Source organism: Luteococcus sp. H101 (assembly GCF_038433155.1).
GTDB lineage: Bacteria > Actinomycetota > Actinomycetes > Propionibacteriales > Propionibacteriaceae > Luteococcus.
The window spans coordinates 40,825-56,687 of sequence record NZ_JBCDMW010000014.1; the positions used below are offsets into that span (position 1 = coordinate 40,825).

Annotated in this window: 17 protein-coding genes; 7 read left to right on the forward strand and 10 right to left on the reverse strand. The window is 70.2% G+C overall.

Going from position 1 to position 15,863, the window contains the following annotated elements; genetic code table 11:
- Positions 1-41 precede the first annotated feature (41 nt).
- Positions 42-2,177, forward strand: coding sequence for a Stk1 family PASTA domain-containing Ser/Thr kinase (pknB, locus tag AAEX60_RS05360; RefSeq protein WP_342101713.1), 2,136 nt, complete (start codon positions 42-44; stop codon positions 2,175-2,177).
- 15 nt (positions 2,178-2,192) lie between these two features.
- Here pknB and AAEX60_RS05365 read toward each other — a convergent pair whose 3' ends face one another.
- Positions 2,193-2,834, reverse strand: coding sequence for an MBL fold metallo-hydrolase (locus tag AAEX60_RS05365; RefSeq protein ID WP_342101714.1), 642 nt, complete (start codon positions 2,832-2,834; stop codon positions 2,193-2,195).
- Positions 2,835-2,928: 94 nt separating this feature from the next.
- On the opposite strand from AAEX60_RS05365, the gene AAEX60_RS05370 reads away from it, so the two are divergent.
- The 4 genes from AAEX60_RS05370 to AAEX60_RS05385 all read left to right on the forward strand — a co-directional run bounded on the left by AAEX60_RS05370 (position 2,929) and on the right by AAEX60_RS05385 (position 4,963).
- Positions 2,929-3,333, forward strand: coding sequence for a hypothetical protein (locus AAEX60_RS05370; protein WP_342101716.1), 405 nt, complete (start codon positions 2,929-2,931; stop codon positions 3,331-3,333).
- Between the two features lie 361 nt (positions 3,334-3,694).
- Positions 3,695-4,369, forward strand: a complete 675-nt coding sequence (locus AAEX60_RS05375; protein WP_342101718.1) for a hypothetical protein — start codon at positions 3,695-3,697, stop codon at positions 4,367-4,369.
- Positions 4,366-4,617 (forward strand): helix-turn-helix domain-containing protein, encoded by a 252-nt coding sequence (locus AAEX60_RS05380; RefSeq protein WP_342101719.1) that lies wholly within the window; start codon positions 4,366-4,368, stop codon positions 4,615-4,617. Before AAEX60_RS05375 ends, AAEX60_RS05380 begins: the two co-directional genes overlap by 4 nt.
- Positions 4,618-4,786: 169 nt before the next feature.
- Positions 4,787-4,963: a hypothetical protein gene (locus AAEX60_RS05385; RefSeq protein WP_342101721.1), complete on the forward strand. Its 177-nt coding sequence runs from the start codon at positions 4,787-4,789 to the stop codon at positions 4,961-4,963.
- A gap of 26 nt (positions 4,964-4,989) precedes the next feature.
- Here AAEX60_RS05385 and AAEX60_RS05390 read toward each other — a convergent pair whose 3' ends face one another.
- From AAEX60_RS05390 to AAEX60_RS05410, 5 genes are all read right to left on the reverse strand, one after another.
- The gene (locus AAEX60_RS05390; RefSeq protein WP_342101722.1) at positions 4,990-6,015 is read right to left on the reverse strand and encodes a threonine aldolase family protein; all 1,026 of its coding nucleotides are present in this window, start codon (positions 6,013-6,015) and stop codon (positions 4,990-4,992) included.
- Between the two features lie 67 nt (positions 6,016-6,082).
- On the reverse strand, positions 6,083-7,471 hold the full coding sequence (locus AAEX60_RS05395) for a class II 3-deoxy-7-phosphoheptulonate synthase (protein ID WP_342101724.1): 1,389 nt from the start codon (positions 7,469-7,471) through the stop codon (positions 6,083-6,085).
- A gap of 63 nt (positions 7,472-7,534) precedes the next feature.
- Positions 7,535-8,206 carry a response regulator gene (locus AAEX60_RS05400; RefSeq protein WP_446721267.1) on the reverse strand — a complete coding sequence of 224 codons (672 nt, stop codon included), beginning with the start codon at positions 8,204-8,206 and terminating at the stop codon, positions 7,535-7,537.
- A complete protein-coding gene (gene macS / locus AAEX60_RS05405; protein ID WP_342101725.1) occupies positions 8,203-9,351 on the reverse strand; it encodes a MacS family sensor histidine kinase in 1,149 nt (382 codons plus the stop codon). Before macS ends, AAEX60_RS05400 begins: the two co-directional genes overlap by 4 nt.
- The gene (locus AAEX60_RS05410; RefSeq protein WP_342101726.1) at positions 9,348-10,313 is read right to left on the reverse strand and encodes a lysophospholipid acyltransferase family protein; all 966 of its coding nucleotides are present in this window, start codon (positions 10,311-10,313) and stop codon (positions 9,348-9,350) included. The genes macS and AAEX60_RS05410 overlap by 4 nt, the downstream gene beginning before the upstream one ends.
- A 67-nt stretch (positions 10,314-10,380) precedes the next feature.
- On the opposite strand from AAEX60_RS05410, the gene AAEX60_RS05415 reads away from it, so the two are divergent.
- The gene (locus AAEX60_RS05415) at positions 10,381-10,752 is read left to right on the forward strand and encodes a hypothetical protein (RefSeq protein ID WP_342101728.1); all 372 of its coding nucleotides are present in this window, start codon (positions 10,381-10,383) and stop codon (positions 10,750-10,752) included.
- A 30-nt stretch (positions 10,753-10,782) separates the two neighbouring features.
- On the opposite strand, the gene AAEX60_RS05420 is transcribed toward AAEX60_RS05415, so the two are convergent.
- Together AAEX60_RS05420 and AAEX60_RS05425 are read right to left on the reverse strand one after the other, a co-directional pair.
- Entirely contained in the window at positions 10,783-11,829 is a 1,047-nt protein-coding gene (locus AAEX60_RS05420; RefSeq protein WP_342101730.1) for an ROK family glucokinase, read from the reverse strand.
- A 4-nt stretch (positions 11,830-11,833) separates the two neighbouring features.
- Positions 11,834-12,964 (reverse strand): C40 family peptidase, encoded by a 1,131-nt coding sequence (locus tag AAEX60_RS05425; RefSeq protein ID WP_342101732.1) that lies wholly within the window; start codon positions 12,962-12,964, stop codon positions 11,834-11,836.
- 158 nt (positions 12,965-13,122) lie between these two features.
- Between AAEX60_RS05425 and AAEX60_RS05430 the strand changes: the two genes are divergently transcribed.
- A complete protein-coding gene (locus AAEX60_RS05430) occupies positions 13,123-14,868 on the forward strand; it encodes a DEDD exonuclease domain-containing protein (RefSeq protein ID WP_342101733.1) in 1,746 nt (581 codons plus the stop codon).
- On the opposite strand, the gene AAEX60_RS05435 is transcribed toward AAEX60_RS05430, so the two are convergent.
- The gene (locus AAEX60_RS05435; protein WP_342101734.1) at positions 14,827-15,102 is read right to left on the reverse strand and encodes an Lrp/AsnC family transcriptional regulator; all 276 of its coding nucleotides are present in this window, start codon (positions 15,100-15,102) and stop codon (positions 14,827-14,829) included. The genes AAEX60_RS05430 and AAEX60_RS05435 overlap by 42 nt on opposite strands.
- 86 nt (positions 15,103-15,188) lie before the next feature.
- Complete coding sequence (locus tag AAEX60_RS05440) at positions 15,189-15,701, reverse strand: peptidylprolyl isomerase (RefSeq protein ID WP_342101735.1); 513 nt, start codon at positions 15,699-15,701, stop codon at positions 15,189-15,191.
- Positions 15,702-15,863 lie beyond the last annotated feature (162 nt).

A 15,863-nucleotide genomic window follows, 5' to 3' on the forward strand; every position in this document is an offset into this window, starting at 1 on the left:
GCTGACACGGCCTTCCTTCCCCGACCGTGTTTGGAGCTGTTGTGACCGCGACGAGCGTTGGCGACCCGCTGGTGGGCCGCGTGCTGGACGGTCGCTACGAGATCCTGGCGAAGCTGGCTCGTGGCGGCATGGCCACCGTCTACCGCGCGCAGGACCGACGGTTGGCGCGCACCGTCGCCATCAAGGTGATGCACGACGGTTTGGGCGACGACGCCGAATTTGCCCGCAAGTTCGACCGGGAGGCCCGCTCCGCCGCCACCCTGAGCAATCCCCACGTGGTCAGCGTCTTCGACCAGGGAATCGACCGCGGCCGGCCCTACATCGTGATGGAGTTCGTCACCGGCTGCACCCTGCGGCACGTGATCACCCGGGAGGCGCCGCTGCCCCCGTTGCGCGCCCTGGATGCGCTGGAGGACATCGCCAGCGCCCTGTCCAGCGCGCACGAGGCCGGCCTGGTGCACCGGGATGTGAAGCCGGAAAATGTGCTGATCAGTGACCGCGGCCAGATCAAGGTGGCCGATTTCGGCCTGGCCCGCGCCGTCACCAACCAGACCGCAACCGCCACCCAGGGCCTGCTGATCGGCACCGTCAGCTACCTGCCGCCGGAACTGGTCACCACCGGCCGGGCGGATTCCCGCAGCGACGTCTACTCCGCCGGCGTCGTGCTGTTCGAGATGCTCACCGGCAAGAAGCCGCACACCGGCGAGACCCCGATCCAGGTGGCCTACAGCCACGTGCACAATGACATCCCGGCGCCGTCCACGCTGCTGGCCGGCAACGATCCGCGCTCCATGGACTCCCGCCGGGTGATCCCGCCCTATCTGGACGCCTTGGTGGTGGCCTGCACTCGTCGCACCCCGGCCGAGCGGCCCTCCGACGGCCGGGAGCTGCTCCGGCTGGTCCGCGAGGCCCGGCGGGCACTCAGCCACGGCATCCTGGACGACCCGGCGTTGACCCGCCGGATGAGCGAGTCGATCACCCGTGGCGAGGCCGCAGCCCAGGCCCCCGTCGTCCAGCCGGATGCCGAGGCGACCACGGTGCTGGCCCGCCCCGCCACGCCGGCGTCGCCGCTCTACCCGGCCTCCCCTGCGCATCCTGCCTCGCCGGCCACCCGGGTTGACCTGCCACCGGTGCAGTACGCGCCGGCGCAGCACTACGGGCCGCCGAGCCCGGCCGCCCCCCTGACCTCCAACCCATACAGCCCGATCTCGCCCCATTCCCAGCGTTGGGCGCCGATGCCGTCGGGCGCCTCCGCGGTTGATCACGACGCGGAACGGCGCCGCCGGGTACGTCGCCGCCGTGGTGGCCTGGCACTGGTGTTGGTGGTGCTGTTGCTGACCGCCGCCCTGGCCTTCGGCTCCTGGTGGTTCACCCGCACCCAGTACCAGGCGGTGCCGGACCTGACCAACCAGCAGCAGGCGCAGGCCATCGCGCTGGCCCGGACCAATGGGCTGGGCCTGCAGGTGGAGCAGGCCTACTCGGAGACCGTACCCAGGGGACGGGTGATCCGCACCGAGCCTTCCGCCGGGGACCAGGTGGCGAAGGACTCGACGGTGACCGCCTGGATCTCCCGCGGCCCGGAGCGACACCTCATGCCGTCGGTGGTGGGGATGAATCTGGAGCAGGCCCGCAAGGCCATCGAGGGGGCCGGTCTGAGCGTCGGCACCGTCGGGGAGGACTACTCCTCCGACGTGCCGCAGGGGATCATCGCGACGGTCTCCCAGTCCCCGGGCACCGAGCTGAAGCGGGGCGCCAAGATCAGTCTGGTGGTCAGCAAGGGCCAGCGCCCGGTCACCATCCGGGACTACACCGGCAAGACCGTGGAGACCGCGCGCCGCTCGCTGGAAACGGCGGGCTTCGCCGTCAGGGTGACCGAGCAGCTCTCCGACGACGTGAACCAGGGCAAGGTGATCTCCCAGAATCCGAACTCCGGTGAGGGCAAACTGGGCCAGACCATCACCCTGACCGTCTCCAAGGGTTCGGAGAAGGTCACCGTCCCCGGGTTGAACGGCCGGACCGAGAGTGAGGCGGCCACCGCCCTCAACCAGGCCGGGCTGCAGGTCAAGGTGGTGCACGTCACCCCGCACGCGGTCCGGGAGGACAAGGTGCAGGCCAGCTACCCCACCGCGGGTGACAAGGTGAAGAAGGGCGAGACGGTCACCATCTGGATCGTCTGATCCCGGGAGTCGGCCTCAGACGGTCCAGGGCTGCCGGTCGCGGTGGTCGGTGATGGTGGTGTTGCCCATCTCCCCCAGCCGGTTGAAGGACAGGTTCCAGCCGCGCTCGTTGAGCAGGCCGTCGTGGATCAGAAAGCCCTGGGTGGCGTCGACGTCGCGGACGAAGTCGACGGTCTCCTTCATCGCCGCCCACGGGCCGTAGGCGGGGATGGCCAGCACGTCGATTCCGGCCGGCACGGTGGCCAGCGAGTCGCCGGGGTGGAAGAAGGTGGGCTCACCCTCGGCCTCCAGCACCAGACCGACATTGCCGATCATCGGGATGTCGCGGTGGATCACGGCGTGGGTGCCGCCGACCGCCGAGACCGTCAGCGCGCCCAGCTGCACGGAGCTGTCGGCGTTGATCCCCTCGCCGCGGCCGGCCAGGTCGACGGTCTCCAGCACGCCGGGTTCGGTCAACACCTTCGCCGTGGGATTTGCGCTGACCAGCACGGGAAGGTGCTCCGGGTCCGCGTGGTCGGGGTGCAGGTGGGTGACCAGGATCGCGTCGAGGTCCGTCAGCCCGTGCCAGGCGTCGGAGAAGTTGCCCGGGTCAATCAGCACCCGGACCGCGGCGGTCTCCACCAGTACTGCGGAATGTCCACAATGGGTGATCTGCATGTCCCCAGTCTTGCTGCCCGGTGCGGCCCTGTCGAGGGGTCAGCCGTGCGCCAACTGGCTGACCCGCGCCCGGGAGACCCCCAGGATCGCGGCCGTGTCGGTCACGGAGAAAGCCGGCCTCGCGCAGGTCCCGGACAACGCTGCGAGCCTCCAGAGCGGCCGTGCTGGTCAGGGCGGCGGCATCCGAAGTGGCCCGACACACCTCACTCACACGTGTACTGAACTCACCGATCTGGGGAAGGATGGTGACCTTCCAGTCGGCGTGATCCTCTGCTTCGTCGACGGTGTCCAGATAGTCACGAACCTGCTGTTCGGCGCGGTCCAGAGTCCCCACCTGACTGATGACATCCCCGTCGAGCTGGAGTTCCCAGCCTCCGTCCCAACGGTGTGCTGTCGCGACGATCTCTGTCATACCCCTCCCTCCGTCGCTTCGATGGCGCGCAGCGCCTTGCGGACCAACCCGGGTGACACCTCTCAACTACGGGTGATGACCACTTGAACCGATCCCTTCACCCACTTCTCATGGTCGCCCTTCCCGGGCGAGGCTCTGAACCCCGCCTCGGCCAGCAGGCGCGCCAGATCCCGATACTTCATCGGCCTCACCATGAGGGTATGCACCCCGCCGGTGCAGCACAACGGCCAGCCCGGCTGAACACCTGCCCTCGGCAGTGATCTCCCACTTCGTCCATTGCCTCCCCTCCCTCCAAACCACCGTAGATCGGGCAGCGCAGGAAGACTCGTCGTGGGTGTTGTCCCGATGTTGTCCGTTTGTTGTCCGGCTTCACTGCCAGCGGCCTTGACCAGCCAGCATCGCAGACTTATCGTTTGTCATTAATACCGACTATCGATAAGGATGGGCCATGTCAGCACGGGTCTTCACCACACCGCCGCGACGCCGGGATCCCCTGGGGCCGATCGACCTGATCACCTGGCTGGCCCTGGCACTGCTGTTCGCCCTGGTGGCATTCATGGTCAGCTCGGCCTTCCTCGGCTGGCACCCGTCGGTTGGAAACTGGGGCAACAGCCACCCGTGCCTCGAGGTGCCGCAGGCCGGGCTGTGGATCGGTGGTTCCGGTGGGGGCACCGACGGGGTGCAGAACCTGCGCCCCGGAGTGACCCAGGGCTATCCGAACCGTTTCCGGCTCTGCCAGGAGGCGATGTCCACCACGGACCGCACCCTGTCCAGCGTGCCGGTGCTGCTGGACCTGCTGTGGACGATCGGCTTCCTGCTGCTCACCCGTCGGATGATCAAGCGGGCCCGACGCGGTGGCCTGTTCACCAGCCAACTGGCCAGCGCCCTGCAAGGGCTGGGCTGGTATGTCCTGGCCGGTTGGGTTGGGCTGCAGGCAATCGGCGCCACCTGCACGGTGCTGGTCACCTCCCACCTGGTGACCGAGTTCAGCCCGGCTGCCGCCTGGCCGGCCCACTGGCACTGGAGCTGGGCCACCATGATCGGCGGCTTCGGCCTGCTGACCATCGCCCGGGTGATCCGCGAGTCCATTCCCCTGCGGGAAGAGGTGGACGCCACCGTATGACCCCCACCGATGCCTCCGACGCCGACCACGGCGTGGAGATCCACCTCGACGAAATCCTGGCTGAGCGGGGCATGACGCTGACCGAGCTGGCCAACCGCGCCGGGATCACCCTGGTGAACCTCTCGGTGCTCAAGAATGGCCGGGCTCGGGCGATTCGATTCACCAGCCTGACCGCCATCTGCCGCGCCCTGGACTGCCAGCCCGGGGATCTGCTCTCGGTGACGATGGATCCGCCGGCTGCAGACTGAGCTGCCCTGCGGGTGTGCCGACACCCTGCTCGTTGGACGGTTGCCCTGCGATGGTTATTTCCGTCGTAGGGCGACGGGTGGCGCAGCACCGCGACGCATTCTCGAGCAAGCCAACAGTTCGTCGCGCACGGTGAACCAGGCTGTCACCCGGGCATGAGAGGGTGGCCCCATGCGCTCCTCCTCGAAGGCGACCCTGGTGGCCCTGGGCTGCACCGTGGCCGTGACCTGGGCGATGTATGACCAGGGTTTCGGCATCCTGCCGACGGTGGTGGTCGGGATGATCGTGATGGCGCTGGTCAGCCGGCTGTGGCGTGCGGTCGAGGGCCCAGGCGACGGGCACAACTGAGCAGGCCGGTCACCGGAGAGCGCCGGTCAGGAGCCGAGCAGCTCTCCCAGGATCCGGCCGGCCTCGCGACAGTCGTCGAGGCTCACGTCCAGGTGCGTGACGGCGCGGACCAGATGGGCGCCCACCGCACTCAGGGCGACGCCCCGCGCCGCGGCGGCGGCCACCACGTCGCCCGCGGGGCGCTCCCCCGTGCGGACGATGACGATGTTGGTCGGCACCTTCTCGGGCTCCACGGAACCGGGGGCGGCCAGCGCCACGGCCTCGGCGAAGGCCCGGGCCGCCGCATGATCGTCGGCCAGCCGCTCCACGTGATGGTCCAGGGCGTACAGCCCGGCCGCGGCCAGCATTCCGGCCTGGCGCCAACCGCCGCCCAGCCGCTTGCGCTGGATGCGCGCCCGGGCGATGTTCTGGGCGGAGCTCACCAGCACCGACCCCACCGGCGCACCCAGCCCCTTGCTCAGGCAGACGCTGACGGTCTGGAAGAGCTCGCCATAGTCCCGCAGCGCGGCGCCAGTGGCGACGTGGGCATTCCACAGCCGCGCGCCGTCCAGGTGCATCGGCAGCCCGGCGTCGTCGGCCACCCGTCGGATCTGGCGCAGGGTGTCCAGCGAGTGCACCGTGCCACCGCCGAAGTTGTGGGTGTTCTCGATCTCGATGGCGCCGGTGCGAACCAAGAAGGGGCCATTGTCCGGAGCGATCGCGGCGGACACCGTCGCGGCGTCGACGATCCCGTCGGGCGTGGCCCAGGTGCGCGACGTGATGCCGTGCAGCTGGGCGTGCGCGCCCAGCTCGGCCCGCACGATGTGCGCCTGCTGGTCACACAGCACTTCCGCCCCGGCCGGCACCAGCAGCCAGACGCCCAGCAGGTTGGCCATCGACCCGGTGGGGGTGAACAGCCCCGCCTCGTGCCCCAAGAGCTCGGCGACACGCGCCTCCAACTCGGCGACGGTGGGGTCCTCGGCATAGACGTCGTCACCCACCGGCGCGTCCAGCATCGTCCGGCGCATCGCGTCGGTGGGTCGGGTCAGGGTGTCGGAACGCAGGTCGATCATGTGGGTGCTTCCTTACCCCTCGACAGGCTCGGGGATCGTGATGGGACAGGCTCGGGGATCGTGACGACTAGAAGTCCAGGTTGCGGAACTCGTCGATCAGGTTGGGGCGCTTGATCCGCCCGTCGCTCAACCGCTCGGCCACCATGAAGGCCAGCTCCAGCGACTGGTTGCGGTTCAACCGGGGGTCGCAAGTGGTCTCGTAGCGGTTGGCCAGATCCGCCTCGGCCAGCTCGAAGGCGCCGCCGAGGCATTCGGTGACATCGTCGCCGGTCAGTTCGATGTGCACGCCACCCGGCCAGGTTCCCAGCTCGTCGTGCACGTCGAAGAAGCCGTTGAGCTCCTCCACCACGTCGGAGTAGGAACGGGTCTTGTAGCCATTGGCGGACTCGAAGGTGTTGCCGTGCATCGGGTCGCACACCCAGACCACCTTGCGGCCGGAGTCCTGGATGCCCTTGACCAGCGGCGGCAGCTTCTCCCGGACATTGGCGGCGCCCATCCGGGTGATGAAGGTGATCCGGCCCGGGATGTGGTCCGGGTCCAGCGCCTCGGCCAGGGCCAGGGCATCCTCGGGGGTGCTGGTGGGGCCCAGCTTGATCCCGATCGGGTTCTGCACGTGCCGCAGCAGCTCCACGTGGGCACCGTCCAGCTGGCGGGTGCGCTCCCCGATCCACACCATGTGACCCGACGTGTCGTAGGGCAGCTGGGAGCGGGAGTCAATCCGGGTCATAGCGTGCTCGTAGTCCAGCAGCAGCGCCTCGTGGCTGGCGTAGAAGTCCACCTCGGAGAGCGTCTGGTCGCTGACGCCGGTGGTGACCATGAAGGCCAGGGCGCGCTCGATCTCGTCGGCCAGCTGCTCGTAGCGGGTCTCCACATTGGAATTGCGCACGAAGTCGGCATTCCAGGAGTGGATGGTGCGCAGGTCGGCGAAGCCGCCCTTCACGAAGGCGCGCACCAGGTTGAGGGTGGCCGACGACGCGTTGTAGACCCGCAGCAGTCGCTGGGGGTCGTGCCGACGGGCTTCGGGGGTGAACTCGAAACCGTTGACCGCATCGCCACGGTAGGCGGGCAGGGTGACTTCCCCACGGGTCTCGGTGTCCTTGCTGCGCGGCTTGGCGTACTGCCCGGCAATCCGGCCCACCTTCACGATCGGCAGCTGGCCGGCGTAGGTCATCACCACGGCCATGCTGAGCAGCACGCGCAGCTTGCCCTTCACGTTGTCGCCGGTGACGGTGTCGAAGGTCTCGGCGCAGTCCCCACCCTGCAGCAGGAAGGCGCGCCCCTCGGCCACCTCTGCCAGCTTCTCGCGCAGCTCGTCGCACTCGCCGGCAAAGACCAGCGGCGGCAGCTTGCGAAGCGTGGTCAGGGCGCTGTCCAGCTCCGCTGGGTCGGTATAGGTCGGCTGCTGCACCTTGGGCAGGGCGTGCAGGGCTTCCAGCGAGGGAACAGAGGGAGACATGCGCCCTACGATAGTGCGCTGCGGCAAGCGGCTCGGCCCCGTCCATGCGACGGATCGCGTGGCTCAGGCGTCGAGGTCCTCCCCGAAACCCTGCTCGATGGCATACAGCGTCAGCTCGACGCGATTGTGCAGCTGCAGCTTGCGCAACACATTCTGCACGTGGTTCTGCACGGTGCGGTGGCTGACGAACAGTTCCTCCGCGATCTCCCGGTAGGCCATCCCCTTGGCCACCCGGCGCAGCACGTCGATCTCTCGGGCGGTGAGCTGCGGGGTGGCCTCGTTGCGCTGCTGGGCGACGGTGGCCATCCGACGGAACTCGCCCAGCACCAGGCCGGCCAGGCCGGGGGTGAAGACGGCGTCGCCGTCGGCGGTGCGCAACACCCCTTCCACCAGTTCGGCGCGGGAGGCCGACTTCACCAGGTAGCCCTTGGCGCCGGCCTTCACCGCACGCAGCACGTCGTCGCGCTCGCCGGAGGCCGAGACCACCAGCACCTGGGTGTCCGGGAACTCCCGCAGCAGGATCTCGGTGCAGGTGGCGCCGTCGGGTTCGGGGATCCGCAGGTCCATCACGATCACCTCGGGCCGGGTGGCGCGGGCGCGGCGCAGGCACTGGTCCCCGGTGTTGGCCACGGCGACGATCTCGAAACCCTCCCCCACCAGGTCCTCGGAGAGCGCGTCGATCCACATCGGGTGGTCATCCACCAGCATCACGCGGCGTCGGGCTGTCGTCGTCACTGTGCCTCCATCGGAATTCGGAACTCCCATTCCACCCCACGCCCGGGCTGCGACCGGGCGACGGCCACCCCCCCGATGTCCCCGATGCGTCCCATGATGGAGTCATGGATGCCCATCCGGCCAGTCGTGGAGGCCACCTCCACCTGTTCCCGGGACATCCCGACGCCGTTGTCCCGCAGCGAGACGATCAGCTGGTCACCCTCCATCTCCAACAGCACCCACGCCTTGGCCCCCGGGCCGGCATGCTTGGCCACATTGGTCAACACTTCGCTGACCGCGGCATCCAGCTCCACCGCCCGGTCGGCGTCGATCGGCGCCTCACCGGCCATCACCGAGACGGTCACCGTGTCGCTGGCGTGCGCCTCCAGCAGGGCCGCTACGTCGGTCTGGCTGGGCTGCAGACCGGTGGGCAGGTCCACATCCCGGTCCTGCAGGAGGCGGCGCAGCAGGGTCTCCTGCTGGCGGGCCACCTGGGCCAGCTGCTGCCCCTTGGGGCCCAGCTCCGGGCCCTCGCGCTCCACCATGGCCAGCACCTGCAGGGCGCCGTCGTGCACGATCCGGTTCAGCCGGTCCCGCTCCGCCAGCGCCGCCAGCCGGGCATGGTGGGCGTCGCGATCCTTCATGGACTCCCGCACCGTGTCCACGATGCAGCCCAACCCCCAGGCCGACACCCCCATCACGGCCAATGAGGCCCAGACCCGGGAGTCCGGGCGGGGTTCCTGGACGAACTTCGCCAGGCTGAGGGCCACCGCGCTGGCCAGACCCCACCATCGGCCGCGACGCACCGCCAGCACCAGCGGCGCGGCGGCCATCCAGTAGACCGGCACGGCCTGGTAGCTGGCCATCAGGGCCTCGCGGCCCAGTACCCAGCGGGAGGAGGCCACCAGCACCGCGCTGACCAGGAAGTCGGCCAGCATCACCCGCCAGCTGCGGGTGGCCTGACGGGCCTGCCACCGGCCGATCATCGGCGTCCAGGCCACCATCACCAGGCTGGCCAGCAGCAGGGCCACCGGATGCGCCACCTCGTCCAGGCGCAGCGCGTTGACCACCAGGGCGTGCGCCAACAGCACCCAGCGCAGCCGGTTGGTCACGGCATAGACGGGGTGCAGGACGTCATTGTCCGGCTGGGCGAGTGCCCTGATCACTCGATCCGCTCCATCCTGCCGGTGACCTCCGAGGGGTCGACGTCGAAGGGGACGGTGGGGATGGGGCGGGCGAGGTCCCGCCGCGCGGCGTCCTGGACGGTGGGCTGGCGGGTGGCGCGCACCCGACGCCGCTGGGCCTCGCGCTCGGCGGCCTGCCGGGCATGTTCCTGCGCCGCCCGCGCCGCCTCGGCCTGGATCTGGGCCAGCTCGGCTGCCTCCGCCTGCCGGTCCGCGATCCGCTGCTGCGCCGCCGCCTGTTCCCGGGCCCGCGCGGCCTTGGTCTGGGCCCGGGCGGCGGCGCTGTTCACCCGTCGCTCCTGGGCCAGCTCTTCCCGACGTCGGGCCACCGGGACATCCATGTAGGTCTGGCCGGTGAGTTCCATCAGGGCATACATCACCAGGTCGGTGGCGGCACGCAGCGCCTGCTCGTCGTCACCGACCTGGGCGAACCGGGACAGCTCCACCGGTTGCCCCACCACCAGCTCCGGGGCCACCAGCCGGCCCAGCAGGGAGCGTTCGGTGAGCACCGCGACGGGGATCACCGGGGCGCTCACCTGCGCATCCAGCGCCAGACAGGCGACGGCGACATCACCGCGGTAGAGCCGGCCATCCGGTGAGCGTCCGCCCTCAGGGAAGAGCCCCAGCAGCTCCCCCCGGTCCAGCACCGCCCGGGCCGCCCGCACCTGCTCGGTGCGGCTGGCGGCCGGCCGACGCAGCACGGAACTGGCCCCGTCGGTGACGAAGTGCACCGTGCGGCCACCGAAGCGCAGGCCCAGCCGATCCACGGGCAGCACGTGGTTGAAGACCAGAATGGCCGGGCCCTGGGCGGGGACCAGATCCTGGCCGGACAGCTGGGGACGCACCGCCTCGGTGGCCGACTCCAGCAGGGAACGGGCCTGACGCAAGGCGGAACCCACGGTGGCGGGTTCCGGGCGGACCGGCGCTTCCTGCTGAGTGTTCATGCCCCACAGATTAGGGGAAAGCACCGACAGTCCCGGGCAGCGTGGCCGCACGCATAGGCTGGCACCCGTGACCAGCCGAGATCCCGAGGATACCGACGCCCGCTTCCAGGAGATCATGGCCGCCGAGTTCGGCCGGCCGAAGAAACTGCCGATCGAGCCGTTCAACCTGACCGAGGCGATGGCGCAGGCCGAGCCGGACGAGCCCGACGAGCCCTTCGTGCCGCCCCAGCCCCGGCTCGGGAGGCCGACGGGTGTCTGGCTGGCCTGCAGCATCCTGCTCGGCTTCGCCGTGGTGGTGGGCCTGGGCGGGCTGTTCGGTCTCCCGGTGCGCGGCCTGGGCCCGTGGGCGGTGGCGGCCTTCGTCGCCGGGCTGGTGCTGCTGTTCGTCAACCTGCCTCGGCATCCCCGGGACCCGGACGACGACGGCGCGCGGGTGTGAGCAGCCGAGCCTGACCGGCACAGACGACGCTCAGGCCGGCGGGGCCTGGGTCAGTTCCCGCAGCCTCGCCCCCAGCCGGGTGGGCCGACGCCGGCGGCGCGGCCAGAAGCCGCGGGCCACGCCCGGCGGCTCGTCGATGGAGTGCCGGGCCAGGTCGGCGGCGCCCACCAGACCGGCGTCATTGCGGAATTCGGCGATCACCAGCCGCGCCGGCGGCCGGAAGCCGCGGCCGGTCAGCGTGCGGTCGAAGGCCTGCTGGGCCGGTCCCAGCAGCAAGTCTCCCGCGGCGCTCACCCCACCGCCAATCACGAACAGGTCCGGGTCCAGTGCGGCAGCCAGGTCCGCGATCCCCCGGCCCAGCCAGGTGCCGACGTCGGCGATCAACTCGGTGGCCATCGGGTCGCCGTCCATCGCCGCCGCGGTGACATCGGGCCCCACCAGGGCGTCGATGTCCCCGTCGACCCGTTCCAGCAGCGCCTGGGCGCGCGGCGAGCCCTCCCGCAGCAGCGCCTTGGCGTCCCGGACCAGGGAATTTCCCGACGCGTACTGCTCCCAGCAGCCGCGATTGCCGCACGGGCACCAGTGGCCCTCCGGCACCACGCCCATGTGGCCGAACTCGCCGGCCATGCCATAGCGCCCGCGGAAGAGCCGGCCGTTGATCACCACGGCCCCGCCGATCCCGGTGCCCAGGGTGAGGCAGATCATCACATTGGCATTGCGGCCGGCACCGAAGCGGAATTCGGCCCAGGCGGCGGCATTGGCGTCATTGTCCACCAGCACCGGCAGGTCGATCCGTTGGTTCAGCCGCGCCTTGAGCGGCTCATTGCGCCAGGCCAGGTGGGGTGAGAAGCGGACCACGGCCTGGTCGGTGTCCACCCAGCCGGCGGCCCCGATCCCCACGGCCTCCACGAAATGGCTGGCGGACAGGTTCTCGACCACCTCGACAATGGCATCCTCGACGGCTTCGGGGCTGCGGGACGGGGTGGGCCGGAGCAGCCGTCGCAGTACCTGCCCCTGCTCATCGACCACCCCGGCGGCGACCTTGGTGCCGCCGATGTCGATTCCGATGCTCAGCACCCGGTCAGCCTACTCTGCGGGCTCCCTGGATGGGCATGGAACCCACCGGGGAGACCTTGACCCCGGTGCGCGGATTGGCGGCGTGCACGATCATGCCGTTGCCGATGTACATCCCGACGTGGGTGATCCCCGGGTAGTAGAAGACCAGGTCACCGGGCTGCAGGTCCGCGGTGGGCACGCTCTGCCCGACGCCGATCTGCTGCTGGGAGGTGCGCGGCAGCGAGACCCCGGCCCGGTTCCAGGCGGTGAGCATCAGCCCGGAGCAGTCATAGGCGCCGGGCCCGGTTGCGCCCATCACATAGGACTTGCCCACCTGGGCCAGGGCGAAGTCCACCGCGCTGCTGGCGCGGCCGGAGCCGCCCGTCGCGGCCGCGGGGGTGGTGGTGGCCGACTCAGCCGAGGGCGAGGGCGAGGGCTCCGCCGACGGGGAGGCCGACGCGGATGCCTCGGCGGCCGCCCGGGCCGCCGCCTCCTGCTGCTCCCGCTGGCGCTCCTGGGCGGCCTTGACCGCGGCCGCCTCCTTGGCCTTGCGCTCCTCTTCCTTCTTGCGCTCGATCTCGGCCAGCCGGGCCTTCTCCTCGGCCGTCAACCGGTCCAGGACGGCCTTCGCCTCCGCCTCCTTGCGGTGGTAGGCCTTGGCGACGGTTGCCTGCTCCGCCTTGTCCGCGGCGATCTTCTTGCGGGTGGCGGCGGCCGTCTGCCGGGTGGCGGCCAGATCGGCCTGGGCCAGCTGCAGGCGCTGCACCTGCTCATTGGCCCGCTCGGTGACGGTCTGGATGGTGGACAGCTGGTTCAGGAAGTCGGCATCGTCGTCGCTGGTCAGCAGGCGGGTGGTGACGTCCACCCCGCTGGTCTGGTAGCGCAGCATGGCGAACTGGCCCAGGTTCTTGCTGAGGTCGGTGACCTTGGTCTTCTGGCCGGCCAGGTCCTTGTCCGCCAGGGCCAGCGCCCTGGTGGCGTCGTCCAGGCTGGCCTGCAACTGGATGTAGCGGGCATCCATCGCGGAGGCCTCGGCCTCGATCCGGGCCAGGTCCTGCTGGGCCTTGCGCACGGCCTCGGGGTCGGCCTGGGCTGCGGGCAGGCCGGTGACCAGGCCGCTGGCAAGCAGACCGGACACCGCCACAATGCTCAGCATTCGCCTCATCGGTGCTTGCTCTCCAGTCTTCAGGGTGGGGCCGTGGATCGGCTACCCGCATTCTAGTCGAGATCGGACCTATCACGAACGGCCGACCAGACGCCGTCCCGGCCCGCCCCCGCCGAAAAATGTCAGAGGCGGCCCCTAGCGTCTGGGACATGACAACAGCCGCCTATCGCGCCAGCCAACCCAGCCTGGAGGACCTGGGCACCCCGCTGCGGGAAGTGACCTTCGTCGTGGTGGACCTCGAGACCACTGGGGGTTCCGAGGACAGCCAGATCACCGAGATCGGGGCGGTCAAGGTTCGCGGTGGGGAGATCCTGGGCGAGTTCCAGACCCTGGTCAACCCCGGCAGCCACATCCCCGCCGTGGTGGCGGTGCTGACCGGTATCACCGACCGGATGGTGGCTGGCCAGCCGCGGATCGGTCAGGTACTTCCCAGCTTCCTGGAGTTCAGCCGGGGCTGCGTGCTGGTGGCCCACAATGCCGGCTTCGACATCGGCTTCCTCAAGCGGGCCTGCGCCGCCCAGGAGACCCCGTGGCCGGGCCACGTCGTGGTGGACACCGTCGCCCTGGCCCGGCAGGTGCTGCTGCGCGACGAGGTGCCCAATTGCAAGCTGGGCACGCTGGCCACCCACTTCCGGGCCACCACCGTGCCCAACCACCGCGCCCTGTCCGACGCCCGGGCCACGGTGGACGTGCTGTACGGCCTGTTGGAGCGGGTGGGCAACCTGGGCGTCGACACCTTGGAGGACCTGACCGAGTTCACACACCGGGTGTCCCCGCAACGCCGCGCCAAGCGGGTCTGGGCCAAGGACCTGCCCAACTCCCCCGGCGTGTACTGCTTCTACGCGGACCATCCCGACGGCGAGGGCACCCGGCGGGAGATCCTCTACGTCGGCAAGAGCAAGAACATCCGCACCCGGGTGCGCACCTACTTCACCGCGTCCGAGAGGCGCGGCCGGATGGAGGAGATGGTGCGGGTCGCCACCGGGGTGGAGGCCCATGTCTGCGCGACCCCGCTCGAGGCCGAGGTGCGGGAGCTGCGGCTGATCCGCTCCCACGCCCCGCGCTACAACCGTCGTTCCCGCAACCAGGACCGGCTGGTCTGGGTCAAACTCACCCGGGAGGCCTTCCCCCGGCTCTCGGTGGTGCACCGCGTGCTGGACGACGGCTGCCAGTACTGGGGGCCCTTCGGAAACCGGCAGGCGGCGGATGAGGCGGTGCTGGCGCTCTACGACGCCTATCCGCTGCGGCAGTGCACCCGTAGGCTCTCCCAGCGCACCGCCAGCCAGGCCTGCGCCCTGGCCGAGATGTCGCGCTGTCTGGCGCCGTGCGAGCTGACCGCCGGGGCCGAGGCCTATCCGGAACTGGTGGAGCGGGTACGCCTGGCCATGGCCAGCGATGTCCGCCCCGTGGTGAGCCAGGTGGGCAGCCGCCTGGCCCGGCTGGCCGAACAGCAGCGCTATGAGGAGGCCGACCTGGTCTCGGGGCGGCTGCGCGGCTACCTACGGGCCACCGTGCGCGGCCAGCGCTTCGCCTCGGTGGCCCGCTGCCCGCAAATCGTCGCCGCGCTGCGGGACCCGGGCGGTGGCTGGCAGATCCACGTCTTCCGGCACGGCCGGCTGGCCGCAGCGGCCCTCAGCGCCCCGGGCGAGGTCCCGCAAAGAGTGGCGCGGGAGACGATTGCCCTGGCAGAGACGGTGTTGCCGCCTGCCTCCGGCATGCCGGCCGCCACCATCGAGGAGTGCGAGCTGGTGGCCGGCTGGCTGGAGACCCCCGGGGTGCGTCTCATGGAGGTCGACGGGGAGTGGAGCTGGCCGGTCCACCTCTCGGTGGGGGCCCTCAGGCTCCCCGGCGGGTCACAGGCCGAGCGAGAAGGTGGCCTCGAGGTCGCGGGTTGAGTAGGTGCGGAAGGCGATGTGGGTCTCGGTCTCCAGCACGCCGGGGACCTTGTTGAGGTGGTCGGCCACCACCTCGGCCACGGCCTCGGTGTCGCGCACCCGGACCATCACGATCAGGTCGATGGCGCCGGTGACGGAGTAGACCTCGCTGACCCCCTCCAGGGCGGCGATCTCCTGGGCAACCTCGGGAATGCGGGCCACGTCGGCCTTGACGAAGGAAATGGCGGTGATCATGCCCTGATCCTAGGGACTCCCCGCAGGGAACGCACTGCGGGCCGCCGACCAATTGCTCGACGGCCCGCGGTGGCGGCTGGTGCGCGTCAGGCGATCTCGACGGACTCGATCACGACGGGCTCGACGGGGCGATCCATCCGGCCGGTGGGCACGGTGGCGATCTCGTCGACGACCTTCTGGCTGGCCGCGTCCGTGACCTCACCGAAGATGGTGTGCCGACGGTTCAGGTGCGGGGTAGGCGCGACGGTGATGAAGAACTGCGAGCCATTGGTGCCGGGGCCGGCATTGGCCATGGCCAGCAGGTAGGGCTTGTTGAACTGCAGCTCGGGGTGGAACTCGTCGCCGAACTGGTAGCCGGGGCCACCGGTGCCGGTCCCCAGGGGGCAGCCGCCCTGGATCATGAAGCCGTCGATGACGCGGTGGAAGCCCAGGCCGTCGTAGAACTTGCCGGTGGTCTTCTCCCCGGTCTTCGGGTCCAGGTACTCCTTGGTTCCGTCGGCCAGGCCGACGAAGTTCTCCACGGTCTTGGGCGCCTGGTCGGCGAACAGCTCGATCACGATGTCGCCGTGATTGGTGTGCAGGGTTGCAGTGGATGCCACTGGGTGTCCTCTCGTTGCCGGGCCCGGGTGGGCCGTCTGCTCGAGACTATCCGGTTGGGCGGGCGCGTCGGCACCCCGAGCTGTTCGCTGTTGGTGGAGCCACCGACGATTTCGTGTTCTGCGGCTCCCCGGCCGGGTAGCGTGGTGGCGGTGCTCGATCAC